Genomic DNA, 16,645 nt, shown 5'->3' with positions numbered 1-16,645 from the left:
TCAGTGTTACGAGGCTTTTTTATTTCTATACCGAACTCCGTGGTATCTACAAGGTGAATGCTATGAATAGAGTGTTTTATCGCCAAGGCTTGATGGCCTTTTTTCTATTAACTATGACTTTACTCATGGCTGGCTGCAGCCAAGCTGATAAGGCTGAAGAGCTTTATTTTGAAGGTAAGACAATGGGCACCACTTATCATATTAAGGTGTTTGCAAAGTCTTCAAAGATTGCAAGTGTTGATTTACATCCTGAGATTAAGCAAGTGCTTAAAGATGTAAATCAATCTATGTCAACTTACATTCCCGATTCAGAAATTAACCAGTTCAACCAGTTACCAGCAGGGCAGGTAATGCCAATAAGCGCAGATTTTAGAAACGTGGTAGCTGAATCAATTCGCCTTGGCGAATCAACAAAAACGTTAGATGTGACTATGGGGCCACTTATTGACTTGTGGGGCTTTGGTCCAGATAAAAAGCCGACTAAACGCCCAAGCGATGAAGCTTTGGCTGCAATGGTTGCCAAAATTGGTGTTGATAAGCTTGAACTTACAGATGCTGGCCTGATGAAACAATTGATGGTTTAGAGCTGTCGTTTTCTGCTACAGCAAAAGGCTATGGTATTGATAAAGTCGCAGAAGTGATTGAAAGCCATGGTTTCACTAATTATATGGTTGAGATTGGTGGTGAGCTTCGTGTGTCGGGTATTAAGCCAAACAACATCACTTGGAAAATAGCTATTGAGCAGCCTGATGCTGAGCCTGGCGTGCGTAAAGTACATAAAGTAATTGAGCCGGGTACTAATGGTATTGCGACATCAGGTGATTACCGAATTTTTTACGAAATGGATGGTGTAACCTATAGCCACTTAATTGACCCTGTAACAGGCATGCCGAGCCGTCATGATTTGGTATCAGTGACTGTTTTACACCCATCAGCGATGACTGCAGATGGCTTAGCGACGGCAATCACAGTGATGGGCATGGAAAAGGCGCAGAAATACGCCGAAGAGCACGATTTGCCGGTGTACTTAATTGGTAAGTCAGACAATGGCTTAGTAACTTATTCAAGCCCTGCATTTAAACCATATTTGTAGCAGGGCAAGAAGCAGTGCATACCCAAGCCATCTCAAGATGCAGAATTCAGCGTTTCACAGGTGTTTAATATCAAGGCGTTACTTTGCAACAATGGCAGTCCCTTTTAAGAAGTAATAACGATGAGAGTAAGCGCCTGTGAAGCGCACAAAGGGTTGGTTTAAAAGCGATTTATACTGCGTTATTGATTTTAACAATAGAACCACTATTGCTTGCAATCAATGCTTTGCCTAAATCGCTTTTAATTCCAACTGAAACTCGCACCTTGAGGTGGTTTGGGTATATAATACGTGCAGCCTAATTAGTTGGGCTTGATTTAATTGCTGACGATAGGGGCAAAGCAATGTCACTTTTTCTTCTTACATTTGGTCTACTCATTTTAATTGTGGCAGCGATGGCTGTCGGCATGATTGTGCAAAAGAAATCTATGGCCAGTAGTTGTGGTGGCCTAGGCGCCGTTGGTATCGACAAAGCCTGCGACTGCGACGACCCATGTGACAAGCGTAAAAAGCGCATGGCAAAAGAACAAGCTTGGAAAGAGAATCAAATTCTTTAACCACAGAAAAAGCGCCCAAAGGCGCTTTTTTAATAGCTAAATTTTACAAGGACAGTCACTGTATTTTTATATAGACAGTCACTTTTATCTGTTAACTTACTCTTGCAGCAAAGAAGATTTTGTCTAAACTTTAGTTACAGCTAATGCATTTCAAATTATCAGTTCAAGGAGTGAACGATGGCTTTAGCAAGGAAGCGGCAAATCTGTTTGTCGAACACTAAGTATTATCACTGCGTATCCCGTTGCGTTAGACGCGCTTACCTTTGTGGAGAAGACGCACTCACTGGTAAATCATATGAACACCGCAGAGGATGGGTTGAAGAGCGCCTGCTTTTTCTTGCAAAGGTATTTTGTATTGATGTGTGTGCTTACGCAGTGATGAGCAATCATACGCATCTTGTTCTTTATGTTGATGATAAAAAAGCAAATAGGTTATCGGATAAAGCCATTCTTTTACGCTGGTTTAAGCTCAGTAAAATGACGCCTTTAGGTCAAAAGTTCCTTCATGGTCAGCCTTTAAGTGACGGCCAACAAGTCTTCTTAAAGAAAGAGGTTGCAGAATACAGAGCGCGTCTTTCGAGCATTAGTTGGTTTATGCGAATGCTTAATGAATATATTGCCAGGCGTGCAAATAAAGAAGACGAGTGTACAGGTCACTTTTGGGAAGGGCGATTTAAGAGCCAAGCATTGCTTGATGAGTCAGCACTTTTAGCATGTATGACCTATGTTGATTTAAACCCTGTTCGTGCTAAAGCTGAGAGCACGCCGGAGCAATCGGACTATACCAGCTTTAAAAAGCGATGCCAGAGCGCGAAGGAGTCAAAGCAACCTAAATTACTAGCTCGTTTTATTGGTGGCATGATTAAGTATAAATCAAAGGGTATACCTTTTGAGTTAAAGTCATACTTGTTACTGGTAGAGAAAACTGGGCGTTGTATCAGCGCGGATAAGCCTGGATATATAGAGCATCACTTACCTCCTATTCTTGAAAGGCTGAATTTCGAACCGGAAAAATGGTTAACACTAACAACTCAATTTGAAAATTTATTTCGTGGAGCTGCAGGTCGAGTGGGTGCTATTGAAAGTTATTGTAGTAAAACTGCTCGTAAGCGACGAAGTAACCTAACAAGTTGTAAGTTATTACTTGCTAGTTAACCTTAAATTTCTCTCGACTTTTATTTTTTGCAAACTATTGCAGCTAACTTGCGCTTTCAATTCTCATAAAGCTAAATCTTTACCTTGGTTTTTATTATTAGATTAAGCTAATAGGCTAGCTCGACTACACAACTATTATTTTAGGTTACAAATTTAAGGTATTTGGAGATTTAACAGGCACTTTTAAGAGTGCCTGTCCTTTTAAATCGTGTTTAATCTAAATTAATTAGCTCAGCCCCTAAAACTGCGTACTTATTTTTGCCATTTGCCTGTAAGAAAAAGGCGGCAGGTGCATTAAGTGAAGGTATTGATGTAAATACACTTTTGCATGCGTAAACTGGCCAATTTGTGGCGTTTTCTAGCATATTAATATCGCCAGAAAAGCAACTATACCCTTGTATTAAAAGCTCTTTATATTTATTTTCGGTAAGCGATAACGGCTCATTTAATACAAAGCTGTTACCTACCTTAAAGTTCAGGCTGCTTGCATCTAAACTGGTGTAACCTTGGCGGATACTGCTTATATCACCCAATTCTTTAATTATGGGTGACTGTCCTTTGTTGTTTATAGCAATATCTATCTGGTAATCACCAAGTTCACTCTTTACTGTTACATCGTCTATTAGTAAGTCTACCCAATTGTCTTTAGCATTAAATGGAATAGCGTGGTACTGGGCCATTTTAGCGCTTTTCCATTTCTGTGAAGTTATTGAATCAATAGCCTTTTTATATAAAACACGGTTAACTTTACGTGCTATTTGGCGATTTGGGTCGTTTGGGTAAGCACCTGATTCAATTAATATTGTTCGGATACCTTTTTCCGAAAAAGTATCTCCAAAACTGCGATAAGAGTAACTGTCGTTGTACTTCCCTAAGTGCCCTGGGATCATTGATTCAACCGTTTTGGCTAAGTGGGCAATAAACTGCATAGCCTCACCACGACTTTTATTTACTTCTCTTGCTTCATTATAGGCGGGTGCTAGCACTGAAATAGTGGCTTGTTTTCCCATTTTACCTGCACCGTAATATGCATTCTGATCATGTAAATTAAAACCAAAGTCAGGTTTGAATTCATCTGCTGCAGCCATGAGTATTTGCCCTTCTTTTGTGCGAAGGGCTTTAGCATCACGATTTAAATCAATACCTTGTGCATTATGACGGGTCTGAGCTGCGGCGCCGTCTGGGTTCACCATAGGGATAATGAGAAGAGTTATTTTTTGTTGCCAGCTTTCTAGCCATTGTGCGTTTTCATATGTGGTTATAAAGCTTAAAAAATCCATTAATGCGGCAGTAGCCGTGTTTTCATCGCCGTGCATTTGGCTCCACATCATCACTTTGATTGGGCCGGTACCAATTTTGATAGAATTAAGTGCCTGTCCTTGGAATGAGGTGCCGATTTGTTTTAATGTGACGCTGGGGTGTTTTGCTGCGCTTTTTAAGTGGGGTTCTATATCGGCGTAGTAAATCGCAGGTTTATCTAAGCCAGCTACAGCGGTGTCTTCAATCGTATTTGCAAGTGTACTGGTACTTAGTGCTAAAAAGGCTGTGGCGAGTGCATATTGGCGCATAACTATCTCTTTTATTCTTTATTTTAGTGTTGTTAAGAATATTATATTTTTAGTGGGTTGGCTAATCCTTGTTCAGTAATAAAGCTTTGATTGCTACTGACTAAGTATGCTTTAAAACGCTATTTTTATGTTATTTTCTTTTTCTTCATTGCTTTTCGCTATATAAAATACAGTATTACTTTTAAATACTTAGCTGTAATAAGTTTGGTTTTTTACAGTTTGTTAGCAAGTAGCTAAACAATACTTAACCATGTGCTGTTAAATTCTACTTGTACCGTCTGTTGACTTTGTTATACTCCACATCGAAATTTCAGTAATTACTGAAACTTTATTGATGAAGATCATGTTACCGCATTAAAAAATAGGGTAAGCCATTTACCTAAAATGCAGTAAAAGCGATAAAAGGCGTGAGTTTTGCGAGCAATTAATCAGTCACAAGGTGTCAAACAGTCTAGCTTAGCTAGATTGCAATTGGCTGCGCGTGCGTTTTTTGCTGGTAAAGAGCTAATGTCAGTTTTAGCCTTGTTGCTGATTAATTCAGCGATGCTAATCAACGGTACATTAGAAGATGCTCAAGGGCTAAGAAGCTTATTAAGCGAAGGTGCTTTATACGAAACACCGTTGCTTAATGTGTTGAGTTTTTTAGCTTACCCTGTGGTGTCTTGCCAATTACTTATTGGTTTATGCTGGTTGGTCTTCCATTTCTTCCCTGCGCGTCGTGCAGGTGTCATTTTACGTAAAGCGGCCTTCGCTGCGCGTGAAACGATAAAGTCTTTAGTAGTACACAGCGCTCATGGCTGTCGTGCTCCTCCTCGTGTAAGTGGTTGTCTGTAAATAAGCTTTGTTGTTTAAGTTCAGCCATTTTAGTCATTGTCTAAGTTGTCTTTACTAAGCGCCTAGTGGGTTTTTTACGCCCAAATTTCAGTCAGCCAATCTAAAATCCCTCACTTTTTAGCGTGCCTATTTGTCGTGCCCGTTATTCAGCCGAGGGATATCTGTAGCATCTGTTGCAGAAAAGCGTCGTGTTCTTATTTCGACAAGTGTTAACTTTTAGGTTGTAGGATATTCCTTTGTCAATTCGAAACCTTTGTAATATTGCTCTAGCGTCTTTAGTGCTAGCTTTGTCTGGCTGTAAAGGCGGGGTACTCGATCCAAAAGGTCAAATTGGTGTCGACGAGAAGTATTTAATTATCGTAGCTACGGTGTTAATGCTGATTGTTGTAATTCCAGTTATTGCCATGACAATTTATTTTGCATGGAAATACCGTGATGGACGAGATCAAGAAATTTACGCTCCAAAGTGGGCGCACTCTAATAAGATTGAAGCTGTAGTTTGGACCATTCCTATCATCATCGTTGCGATTTTAGGTGTGATCACGTGGCAGTCAACGCAACAACTTGACCCATATAAACCACTTGAGGGTAAAGGTAAGCACCTTACTGTTGAGGTTGTTTCTTTGAACTGGAAATGGCTATTCATTTATCCAGAGCAAGGCATCGCCACAGTGAATGAGCTTGTTTTTCCTGCCAATGTGCCAGTGCAGTACAAGATCACCTCAGAAAGCACCATGAACTCGTTTTTCATTCCACAGCTTGGTAGCCAAATTTACTCAATGGCTGGTATGGAAACAAAGCTTCACTTAATCGCTGATGAGCCGGGTACTTTTAAAGGCTTTTCTGCTAACTACAGTGGTGCAGGTTTCACTGGTATGAAGTTCGATGCCATTGCAACAGCCACAGAAGCTGATTTCGATGCATGGGTAAACAAAGTAAAAAATACCGGTTCTGCATTGACTAAGCAAAGCTATGTTGAACTTGCAAAACCAAGTGAATACGACCCAGTTAAATACTATGCCAGCGTAGATAAAGATATGTTCCATTCAATCGTAATGAAATATATGCAAGCGCATGGCTCTCACGGTGTAATGCAACACGCTATGCCAGAGCACTCAGCTCATAAAAAGCACAGCGAGGACGAGGAATAATCATGTCGTTGTTAGGTAAATTAACATTAGACGCAATCCCGTTTCATGAACCAATTATCATGGTTACCATGACGGTTGTTGCTGTCTTAGGTCTGTTAGTGGCAGGCTTAGTAACAAAATATAAAAAGTGGGGCGTGATTTGGCACGACTGGATCACCTCAATTGACCATAAGCGTTTAGGTGTCATGTACATCATTCTTGCGCTTATCATGCTTTTCCGTGGTTTCGCGGATGCCATTATGATGCGACTGCAATTAGCAATGGCTACCGGCGGTGCAAGTGGTTACTTACCACCAGAGCACTATGACCAAATATTTACGGCACACGGGGTGATTATGATCATCTTTATGGCGATGCCGTTTATGATTGGTTTAATGAACATCATTTTACCGCTGCAAATTGGTGCCCGTGATGTTGCATTCCCATTCTTAAATAACCTTAGCTTTTGGTTAACTGCTGGCGGTGCAATCCTAATCAATATCTCATTATTTTTTGGTGAGTTTGCGAAAACGGGTTGGGTTGCATATCCACCACTGTCAGAGTTGTCATTCAGTCCAGGTGTCGGGGTCGATTATTATATATGGGCCTTGCAAATATCCGGCTTGGGTACCTTATTAACATCGGTAAACTTCTTAGCGACTGTATTTAAAATGCGTGCACCAGGCATGACATTAATGAAAATGCCTATTTTTACTTGGGCATGTACGTGGGCGAATATCTTAATTGCAGCATCGTTCCCAATTTTAACGGCTGTACTGGCAATGCTAACGCTTGACCGTTATCTCGATTTCCACTTCTTCACGAATGAACTAGGTGGTAACGCGATGATGTACATCAACTTATTCTGGGCATGGGGTCACCCTGAGGTTTACATTCTGATCTTACCTGCGTTTGGTATTTTCTCAGAAGTTATCTCAACGTTTGCTGGTAAACGCCTGTTTGGTTATAAGTCGATGGTTTACGCAAGTGGTGCAATTTCGATTTTAGGTTTCATCGTTTGGCTTCACCACTTTTTTACGATGGGCTCAAGCGCTAACGTTAATGCCTTTTTTGGTGTTATGACCATGGTTATTGCGGTACCGACCGGGGTTAAGTTATTTAACTGGTTATTCACTATGTATCGTGGTCGTTTACGTATTACTGTGCCTGTCCTTTGGACTTTAGGTTTTATGGTGACGTTCACTATCGGTGGTATGACCGGCGTGTTACTTGCTATTCCTGGTGCTGACTACGTATTACATAACAGCTTATTCTTAATCGCTCACTTCCATAACACCATTATTGGTGGTGCGGTATTTGGTTACTTAGCTGGTTTTGCGTTTTGGTTCCCTAAAGCAATGGGCTTCAAACTTGACGAGAGCTGGGGCAGACGATCTTTCTGGTGCTGGTTAATTGGTTTCTTCGTGGCATTTATGCCGTTATACGTACTTGGTTTCTTAGGTATGACACGTCGCTTAAACCACACGAACAACCCTGATTGGAACATTTGGTTATACATTGCAGCTGGCGGTGCGGTGATCATTATGTTCGGTATCTTGTTCCAAGTTGTGCAACTTGTAGTGAGCTTCAAAAACCGCGAGCAACTTGATGATACAACGGGCGATCCGTGGAATGGTCATACTCTTGAGTGGGCATCTGCTTCACCTCCGCAGTACTACAACTTTGCGAAAATTCCTCATGTTGATGACATCGATGCGTGGACAGACATGAAAGAAAAAGGCTTAGCTTACAAGCAAGAAGACTCTTATAGGCCAATTCATATGCCAAAAAATACATCGGCAGGTGTATTAATGAGCGCGGCTTTAACAACCTTCTGTTTTGCCATGATCTGGCACATTTGGTGGCTTGCAGCCTTTGGTTTACTGGGTGCTATCGTGGTGTTCATCAAACGTTGTTACACCAGCGATGTTGATTACTACGTGCAACCAGATGAAATTGTTGAACTAGAAACGGCTCACAATACAGCCGCTACGAAGGAGGTGAATGCATGAGTACCATTTCTGCAGGGCTCGACACCTTAAACGGCGCACACGGTCATGTCGATGCACATGACCATGAGCACCACGATACAGGTGGTAACACCGTATTTGGTTTCTGGCTTTACCTTATGACTGACTGCCTGTTGTTTGCATCATTCTTTGCAACCTACGCAGTATTGTTTATGAACACTGCTGGCGGTGTGTCGGGTAAAGACATTTTTGAACTTGATTTTGTGGCGGTTGAAACCGCAGCTCTACTACTCAGTAGTATCACTTTTGGTTTTGCGATGATTTCTGCTCATGGGCAGAAAAAGGCGGCTACATTAACTTGGTTGCTAGTTACCTTTGCCTTTGGTGCAGTGTTTATTGGTATGGAAGTGTACGAATTTCATCACCTAATTGCGCATGGTAATGGCCCTCAGCAAAGTGCCTTTTTAACATCGTTCTTCTCTCTAGTGGGCTTACATGGTCTTCACGTAACAGCTGGTCTTATTTGGATGACTGTCCTAATGATTGAAGTTGTGCGCCGTGGTTTAAACCCACAAACAGTGACACGCCTAAGTTGTTTAAGCCTATTTTGGCACTTCTTAGATGTGGTGTGGATCTGTGTATTTACCGTTGTTTATTTAATGGGAGCAATGTAATGAGCCACAGTGAATCACATGTAATTAATAACTTAGAAGTTCATACGCATAATGAACAATCACATGGCAGCGTTAAAGACTATTTAATTGGTTTTCTACTGTCAGTGGTTTTAACGGCTATTCCATTTTGGGCTGTGATGAGTGGTTCTTTTTCTAAAACGACCACTGCATGGTGCATCGTGAGCATGGCGATTGTGCAAATTTGGGTGCATTTGAAATATTTCTTACACCTAAACTTCAAAACTGAAGACGGCAAGGCAAGTTCATTGTCGTTTATCTTTAGTGCTTTAATCATTGTAATGGTGGTTGGTTTGTCGGTGTGGATCATCTACGAATCGAACGCCATGATGATGTACTAATAACAATTACTTGGTAATTGGTAAAAAGATTTACGAGAGGAGCTGGTTAGTCTGAGGTTGTGTCTCCAGTTCTCACAGTCTGTTACTAACTAGTTTCTTTCGTAATATTGCGTTTGTGCTGAAAATTAGAGGAGTCGAGGAAGTGTTTCGACGTTATTTAAATGTCACTAAACCTGGCATTATCATGGGCAATTTGATCTCTGTCGCGGGGGGATTCTTGCTAGCCTCTCGTGGTGATATTGATCCATGGTTAATGATCGCAACCTTACTAGGGTTATCTTTAGTAGTGGCATCAGGATGCGCGATCAATAACGTAATTGATCGTGATATTGATGTTGCTATGGCGCGCACTCGCAAACGCGTCACAGTGACTGGCGAAATGTCAGCAAAGGCGGCTATGGCACATGGCATCGTGCTTGGTGTTATTGGTTTCGGATTATTAGCAGTGTATACCAACGTAGTGGCACTCTTATTTGCTACTTTTGGTTACGTCATCTACGTAGGTGTGTACAGCTTATATATGAAACGTCGTTCTGTGTACGGCACCTTTGTAGGAAGTTTATCTGGCGCAGTACCACCTGTAGTGGGTTATTGTGCCGTAACTGGGCAGTTTGACGCTGGTGCTGTGATTTTATTGGTTATGTTTAGTCTATGGCAAATGCCTCATTCATATGCAATTGCAATTTTTCGTTATAACGACTACCAAGCGGCCAGAATTCCTGTGTTACCAGTAGCGCAGGGGATCGAGAAGGCAAAGCATCACATTGTTTTATATATCGCCGTGTATGCGTTGGTTGTGATGTTATTAACCATTAGTGGTTATACAGGTTTAGCCTTTATGGCTGTAGCTTGTACAACGAGTTTTTGGTGGTTGCTAATGGCGCTTCGTGGTTATCGTCGCAATATTGATGTCAGCGGCTGGGCGCGCCAAGTGTTTGCTTTTTCAATTGTAAACATCACGGTTTTGAGCATAGCGATGGCTTTAGATTACCATTCGGTAGCTCCACAGCTACTTGTTTTAACTTAGAAAAAAGTTGCTAACATATCCCAATGTTACAGTAGCAAAGGCCCGGTTTTTTCTCCACCGGGCCTTTTTTCTTTGTTATTTTTTAAAAACGAGCAGCTTGCTCTACCACAATACCATGGCGAGCCGCTAAACGGCGATGATCTTTATCATAGCCACCACCAATTACTGTTGCGACAGGTACATTGTGCTCAAGGCAACGCTTGAGGACTAAATGGTCGCGTTGCTCTATCCCTTGCCAGCTTATATCGAGTTTCCCTAAACCATCTTGCTGCCATACATCTACACCTGCATCATAAAGCACTAAATCTGGGTTTAGGGTGTTTAATAAATAACTCAGAGTTTCGTCAACAACGCCTAGGTATTCACTATCAGCGACATTCGGCGCTAAACCTATGTCTAAATCGCTGGCTGACTTTCGAAATGGAAAATTCTTTTCACAGTGAATAGAGCAGGTATAAGCATAGGGTTGATGCGCCAGCATTGCTGCGGTACCATCACCTTGATGAACATCTAAATCAAAAATAAGTATATTGGTTACTTCACCACTTTTTATCAGAGTTTCGCTGGTGAAAGCGAGGTCGTTTACCATGCAATAGCCTGAGCCAAAATCAGTATGGGCATGATGAGTGCCCCCCGCTAAGTGACAAGCTATGCCATGTTTAAGGGCTAAACGTGCTGTTTGTAAGGTGCCTAGAGGCGCAGTAAAGGTACGTGCCATCAGCTCTTTTGACCAAGGTAAGCCAATACGGCGCATCGCTTTTTCATCTAAGCGGTTGTGCCAAAGGTCGTGGATATAGTTTTCGCAGTGCACTAATTCAAGGGGCTCAGGGCTGCCAAGCATCGGTTGAGTTAGGTTGTCATTTATTAATCCAAGGTTTTGTACATGCTCATATAAATAAGCAAACTTACTCATCACAAAGCGATGATTAGGATCGAAACTAAACGAGTAATTTGGATGATACACCAAGGGTAAGTGGGGATTTAACTGCATAGCTCATTGAATAGCTGAATTTGCTACAGCATAACGAATCTACCGACAAAAGTTTACTCTGGCGCGTGAATTAAATGGGCTAACTCGCGATGTAATAATGCTTCATCACCCAGATTGAGCTCAATCAATCGTTTTAAGTGAGTAATACTATCAATATCGATATGTTCACAGCGAAGGCCAGCATGTTGATGCTCAACATGACATAGCTCCACTTGCATTTTAATCTCGATAGTTGATTCTGGCAGGGTGAAGATTAAGTCAGCTTTACTATGAATAGGCACTAAAAATGAATCACTTTTAGTAATGAGCGCACCTTGCAAAGATAGATCAAGTAACTGACAGTGATAGTCGTTATCTTCGATACGAAGGATCGCAGGGCAAGAAAATAATACCCGCGAAAACTCTCTGCGTTCATTCATAGCTGTATCTCCTACTTTAGTGACCTAATGAGTATAGTCGAGTCAGCGGTTGTCGCCTGATTAAATGGCAGCTGAGTATTGAAATTCAAAATCCGGTGGGTTGCCATTATTTGCAAATTAATCTCCTCGGTCTATCTTTAATAGGCATTGATAGGAGTATGATGTGATTACACTTGCAGAAATTGAAGCGGCACTTGATAACAATGAATTCTTTTTAGAATACTTACCCACAATACGTTTAAGTGATAATCGGTGTGTTGGAGCAGAAGCGCTTATTCGTTGGCAGCGAAATGATAAAGTCGTCCCACCTCTCGAGTTTATACCGTTAATTGAAGGTTCTGTATTAAGTGGCATGATCACATACTGGGTCATAGATAAAGTAGCCGAAGAGCTTGCTGAGTGGCTGAATAAGCATGACAACGTACATGTAGGTATTAATGTTCCACCAGAGCTTTGGGGGCGAGGCGGAGTATTCTATACCCTGAAAAAGTCAGCTTTGAATAGTAATGCCAGCAAAGTGATATTTGAATTATCTGAGCGAGGGATCCCCGATAGAATGGGTGTTCAAACTATTCTAGAAAATATCTCTAAGGCAAAAATGGCGTTAGATGATATGCAATTAGGTGAAGCGAATATCTTAGCGCTTGCGCAGTTAAATGTTGATTATATAAAAATAGATAAGTCGGTAATCGATCTGATTTTACAAGATGACTGGGCTACTTCATTACAAAAGAAACAACTCGCAAATTGTGGTTATGACAGTAATCATGCCTATATTGCAGAGGGAGTCGAAACCAAAAAACAAGCCCAAGTAGTCGCTAAAGCGGGGATACAATTTGCACAAGGTTGGTATTTTTCGAGATCATTGAAAGTTGATGAATTCCTTGCATACTTTGCACAAAAAAGCCCCTAAATAGGGGCTTTTTGAGTATCAGCTAATTAGCCAATTTTTTTGTATTTAATACGCTTAGGTTGTGCCGCTTCTGCGCCTAAGGTTTTCTTCAACCACTCTTCGTATTCTGTGTAGTTACCATCGAAGAAGTTAATTTGGCCTTCGTCACGGTAATCAAGAATATGTGTAGCAATACGGTCAAGGAACCAACGGTCATGCGAGATACACATTACACAGCCAGGGAACTCTAAAATAGCGTTCTCAAGTGCACGTAGTGTTTCAACGTCTAGGTCATTGGTTGGCTCATCCAGTAGTAATACGTTGCCACCTGCTTTCAATAGCTTAGCTAGGTGTAAACGGTTGCGCTCACCACCTGATAGGTCTTTAACGAATTTTTGTTGGTCGTTACCTTTGAAGTTAAAGCGGCCAACATAGGCACGGCTTGGGAATTCAAAGTTACCAATTTTTAATACGTCTTGGCCGTTAGAGATTTCTTGGAAAACAGTGTTGCTTTCGTCCATGTCGCCACGGAACTGATCAACCGTTGCAAGCTCAACTGTGTCACCAACAATAATCTCACCGCTATCAGGCGTTTCTTCACCACTTAGCATTTTGAATAGCGTTGATTTACCCGCACCATTGGCACCGATAATACCTACGATAGCGCCTTTCGGCATTGCAAAGTTTAAGTCATCGATTAATACACGGTCGCCAAAGCTCTTCTTCAGGCCTTTCACTTCGATAACTTGGTCACCTAAGCGTGGACCCGGTGGAATGAATAGTTCATTCGTTTCGTTACGCTTTTGGTAATCGTTTTGTTGAAGCTCAGAGAACTGTGCCATACGTGCTTTAGACTTAGCTTGACGGCCTTTCGGGTTTGAACGAACCCATTCAAGTTCTTGCGCGATTGATTTTTGACGTGCTTTTTCAGATTTCTGTTCTTGTTGTAAACGTAAATCTTTTTGCTCAAGCCACGATGAGTAGTTACCTTCCCAAGGAATACCTTCACCACGGTCAAGCTCTAAAATCCAACCTGCTACGTTATCTAAGAAATAACGGTCGTGGGTTACAGCAACCACGGTACCTTCGTAGTCGTGTAAGAAGCGCTCTAACCAAGCAACTGACTCAGCGTCTAAGTGGTTGGTCGGTTCGTCAAGAATAAGCATATCTGGTTTTTCAAGTAGTAAACGACAGATCGCAACACGGCGACGCTCACCACCCGAAAGGTGTTCAATTTTTGCATCCCAAGGTGGAAGGCGTAATGCATCAGCTGCACGCTCTAACACGTTGTCGATATTGTGACCGTCGTGCGCTTGGATGATAGCTTCTAGTTCGCCTTGCTCTTTAGCAAGTGCATCGAAGTCAGCACCGTCCATTGCATACTCGTTGTATACTTCATCAAGGCGATTTAGTGCATTTTTAACTTCGCTTACAGCTTCTTCTACTGTTTCGCGAACTGTTTTGCTTTCGTCTAGCACGGGTTCTTGCGGTAAGTAACCGATTTTAGTGCCTGGTTGAGGGCGAGCTTCACCTTCAAAGTCTTGGTCAACACCAGCCATAATGCGAAGTAACGTTGATTTACCTGCACCGTTTAGACCTAGCACACCAATTTTTGCGCCTGGGAAAAAGTGTAAAGAAATATCTTTTAAGATAGTGCGCTTAGGTGGCACAACCTTAGATACTCGACTCATCGAGAATATAAACTTGTCTGGTAACACCATGAAAGAAGCCTTCAATTTATAATAAAAATTAACAGCAAGTATTGTATACCCAAACTACCTCAAAATACAGAATTCAACGTTTATGATAGGCTTAATATCAAGGTGTTATTTACTCAAAGAGTCATACATTTTAATTAATGACCACTCAGAAACACCACTTCATTTAGACATCTAAACATCTAGAGGTTGAAATTTCTAACTATCCGTTCATAATTAGCAGTCAGATAAGTATGCTCGGAGCCAGCTATGCCCATTACAGTAAAAGATGAATTGCCTGCCATTGCAAAGTTACGTCAAGAAAACGTGTTTGTAATGCCAAAAAGTCGTGCTAAAACGCAAGAAATCCGCCCAATGCGTTTGGCCATCTTAAACTTAATGCCAAACAAAGTTGAAACCGAAGTGCAGTTTATTCGCTTGTTAGCAAACTCACCGCTGCAAGTTAATGTTGAGCTGTTGCGCTTAGATACCCATCGCACCAGCAGTAACTCTGAACAGCACATGGATACGTTTTATCGTTATTTTTCAGAAGTGAAAGATAATAACTACGATGCCATGATCATAACGGGCGCACCGCTTGCTCATTTAGAGTATGACGAAGTTGCCTACTGGGATGAACTAAAAATTATTTTAGATTGGGCAGAGCAGCATGTGACGTCTACGCTGTTTTCGTGTTGGGCGGCCCATGCGGGGCTTTATCATCACTATGGTCTTAAACGTGATCTGAAACCAAACAAATTAAGCGGTGTTTTCACCCATAAAAGCTATTTTGACCACGCAGCGCTAACGCGTGGCTTTGATGATACCTTTTTAGTGCCACATTCTCGTTATGGTCATATTGATATCGATAAGATCACTGCCTGCGAGGAGCTAGTGGTGTTAGCCGGATCAGAGCGAGTAGGTGCCTACTTAATTAAAAATAAATCAGGTAGCCAAGTGTATATTACTGGCCATCCAGAGTACGATGCTCATACCTTAAAAGGGGAGTATTTACGCGACCAAGAAAAATCAGCGGATGCACCTAAGCCAGAAAATTACTTCCCTGACGATAACCCAGACAACGAACCGTCGAAAACGTGGCAAAGCCATGCCTTTTTATTGTTTTCGAATTGGTTAAACTATTATGTGTACCAAACTACACCGTATGATATTAACTTAGTTAGCCAAGATGTAAGGACTAACAACTATGCCGAGTAATGCAGTGAATAAACGCGAACAATTAACCGAGGCGCTAAAACAGCGAATTTTAATCCTCGATGGCGCGATGGGCACCATGATCCAAGAATATAAATTAGAAGAACAGGATTATCGCGGTGAGCGCTTTAAAGACTGGCACGTACTTATTAAAGGCAATAACGATTTATTAAGCCTGACTCAGCCAAAAATCATTGCTGATATTCACCGTGCTTATTTAGAAGCCGGTGCCGATATCATCGAAACGAATACCTTTAATGCCACGACTATTTCTATGGAAGATTACGACATGGCGAGCCTTAGCCGCGAAATCAACCTCGAGTCAGCGAAGCTTGCACGCGGCGTGTGTGATGAACTTGAAGCAAAAGATCCTAGCAAACCGCGTTATGTAGCCGGTGTACTTGGGCCAACGTCAAAAACCTGTTCTATTTCACCAGATGTAAATGACCCAGGTTATCGTAATATCAACTTTGATAAGCTGGTGGCAGCGTATGTTGAGTCAACACTGGCATTAATGGAAGGTGGTGCTGACCTTATTTTAATAGAAACCATCTTTGATACCCTTAATGCTAAAGCGGCTTCGTTCGCTGTAGAAGAAGCATTCGAGCAAGCTGGTCGTAGTTTACCTGTGATGATTTCGGGCACCATTACCGATGCCTCTGGCCGTACTTTATCAGGGCAAACCACAGAAGCATTTTATAACTCAATTCGTCATATTAAACCGCTATCAATCGGCCTTAACTGCGCCCTAGGCCCTGACTTACTGCGCCAGTATGTTGAAGAGTTATCGCGCGTTTGTGAAACCTTTACCTCGGTGCATCCAAATGCAGGTTTACCGAACGAGTTTGGCGAATATGATTTAGAAGCTCCTGAAATGGCAAAAGAAATTATTGATTGGGGCAAGTCTGGCTTTATCAATATTGTAGGTGGTTGTTGTGGCACGACACCGGCTCATATTAAGGCGTTTGCGAAAGGCCTTGAAGGTGTAAAACCTCGCCAATTACCTGAGCTTGAAGTGCGTATGCGCTTATCGGGCCTTGAAGCTTGTAACTTAAACTAGGAAACCG

General features: G+C 41.7%; 15 protein-coding genes and 1 pseudogene. 12 read left to right on the top strand and 4 right to left on the bottom strand.

Features of this window, described 5'->3' with window-relative positions:
- The first annotated feature begins 62 nt into the window (after positions 1-62).
- From AADY36_RS12880 to AADY36_RS12870, 3 genes and pseudogenes are all read left to right on the top strand, one after another.
- Positions 63-1,093, top strand: a pseudogene (locus tag AADY36_RS12880) (FAD:protein FMN transferase).
- Between the two features lie 341 nt (positions 1,094-1,434).
- A complete protein-coding gene (gene nqrM, locus AADY36_RS12875) occupies positions 1,435-1,647 on the top strand; it encodes a (Na+)-NQR maturation NqrM (RefSeq protein ID WP_036966498.1) in 213 nt (70 codons plus the stop codon).
- A gap of 177 nt (positions 1,648-1,824) precedes the next feature.
- A complete protein-coding gene (locus AADY36_RS12870) occupies positions 1,825-2,802 on the top strand; it encodes a transposase (protein ID WP_342409049.1) in 978 nt (325 codons plus the stop codon).
- 212 nt (positions 2,803-3,014) lie between these two features.
- On the opposite strand, the gene AADY36_RS12865 is transcribed toward AADY36_RS12870, so the two are convergent.
- Positions 3,015-4,370 carry a M14 family metallopeptidase gene (locus AADY36_RS12865; RefSeq protein WP_342409048.1) on the bottom strand — a complete coding sequence of 452 codons (1,356 nt, stop codon included), beginning with the start codon at positions 4,368-4,370 and terminating at the stop codon, positions 3,015-3,017.
- A gap of 414 nt (positions 4,371-4,784) precedes the next feature.
- Here AADY36_RS12865 and AADY36_RS12860 point away from each other — a divergent pair, with 414 nt between their 5' ends.
- The 6 genes from AADY36_RS12860 (at position 4,785) to cyoE (ending at position 10,364) form a co-directional block, all read left to right on the top strand.
- Positions 4,785-5,204 carry a hypothetical protein gene (locus AADY36_RS12860; protein ID WP_055197879.1) on the top strand — a complete coding sequence of 140 codons (420 nt, stop codon included), beginning with the start codon at positions 4,785-4,787 and terminating at the stop codon, positions 5,202-5,204.
- Between the two features lie 236 nt (positions 5,205-5,440).
- Positions 5,441-6,355 (top strand): ubiquinol oxidase subunit II, encoded by a 915-nt coding sequence (cyoA, locus tag AADY36_RS12855; RefSeq protein ID WP_342409047.1) that lies wholly within the window; start codon positions 5,441-5,443, stop codon positions 6,353-6,355.
- A 2-nt stretch (positions 6,356-6,357) separates the two neighbouring features.
- Positions 6,358-8,346 (top strand): cytochrome o ubiquinol oxidase subunit I, encoded by a 1,989-nt coding sequence (gene cyoB, locus AADY36_RS12850; RefSeq protein ID WP_342409046.1) that lies wholly within the window; start codon positions 6,358-6,360, stop codon positions 8,344-8,346.
- Entirely contained in the window at positions 8,343-8,978 is a 636-nt protein-coding gene (gene cyoC, locus AADY36_RS12845; protein ID WP_054562296.1) for a cytochrome o ubiquinol oxidase subunit III, read from the top strand. Before cyoB ends, cyoC begins: the two co-directional genes overlap by 4 nt.
- Positions 8,978-9,337, top strand: coding sequence for a cytochrome o ubiquinol oxidase subunit IV (gene cyoD, locus AADY36_RS12840; RefSeq protein WP_272982298.1), 360 nt, complete (start codon positions 8,978-8,980; stop codon positions 9,335-9,337). Before cyoC ends, cyoD begins: the two co-directional genes overlap by 1 nt.
- Positions 9,338-9,479: 142 nt before the next feature.
- The gene (gene cyoE, locus AADY36_RS12835) at positions 9,480-10,364 is read left to right on the top strand and encodes a heme o synthase (RefSeq protein WP_054554292.1); all 885 of its coding nucleotides are present in this window, start codon (positions 9,480-9,482) and stop codon (positions 10,362-10,364) included.
- 82 nt (positions 10,365-10,446) lie between these two features.
- On the opposite strand, the gene AADY36_RS12830 is transcribed toward cyoE, so the two are convergent.
- Positions 10,447-11,355, bottom strand: a complete 909-nt coding sequence (locus tag AADY36_RS12830) for a histone deacetylase family protein (protein WP_342409045.1) — start codon at positions 11,353-11,355, stop codon at positions 10,447-10,449.
- Positions 11,356-11,408: 53 nt separating this feature from the next.
- Positions 11,409-11,774 carry a PilZ domain-containing protein gene (locus tag AADY36_RS12825; RefSeq protein ID WP_055020656.1) on the bottom strand — a complete coding sequence of 122 codons (366 nt, stop codon included), beginning with the start codon at positions 11,772-11,774 and terminating at the stop codon, positions 11,409-11,411.
- A gap of 163 nt (positions 11,775-11,937) precedes the next feature.
- Here AADY36_RS12825 and AADY36_RS12820 point away from each other — a divergent pair, with 163 nt between their 5' ends.
- Positions 11,938-12,687 carry an EAL domain-containing protein gene (locus tag AADY36_RS12820; RefSeq protein ID WP_055020657.1) on the top strand — a complete coding sequence of 250 codons (750 nt, stop codon included), beginning with the start codon at positions 11,938-11,940 and terminating at the stop codon, positions 12,685-12,687.
- 26 nt (positions 12,688-12,713) lie between these two features.
- Here AADY36_RS12820 and ettA read toward each other — a convergent pair whose 3' ends face one another.
- On the bottom strand, positions 12,714-14,387 hold the full coding sequence (gene ettA, locus AADY36_RS12815) for an energy-dependent translational throttle protein EttA (RefSeq protein ID WP_054562291.1): 1,674 nt from the start codon (positions 14,385-14,387) through the stop codon (positions 12,714-12,716).
- A 246-nt stretch (positions 14,388-14,633) separates the two neighbouring features.
- Between ettA and AADY36_RS12810 the strand changes: the two genes are divergently transcribed.
- Positions 14,634-15,581 (top strand): homoserine O-succinyltransferase, encoded by a 948-nt coding sequence (locus AADY36_RS12810; protein ID WP_235372637.1) that lies wholly within the window; start codon positions 14,634-14,636, stop codon positions 15,579-15,581.
- Complete coding sequence (locus AADY36_RS12805; RefSeq protein ID WP_054562289.1) at positions 15,571-16,638, top strand: homocysteine S-methyltransferase family protein; 1,068 nt, start codon at positions 15,571-15,573, stop codon at positions 16,636-16,638. The genes AADY36_RS12810 and AADY36_RS12805 overlap by 11 nt, the downstream gene beginning before the upstream one ends.
- Positions 16,639-16,645 lie beyond the last annotated feature (7 nt).

Source organism: Pseudoalteromonas sp. D15MCD-2 (assembly GCF_038562745.1).
In the GTDB taxonomy this organism is placed as follows: domain Bacteria; phylum Pseudomonadota; class Gammaproteobacteria; order Enterobacterales; family Alteromonadaceae; genus Pseudoalteromonas.
Note: the sequence above shows the minus strand (reverse complement) of the source record. Positions and strands in the feature narration are given on the sequence as shown.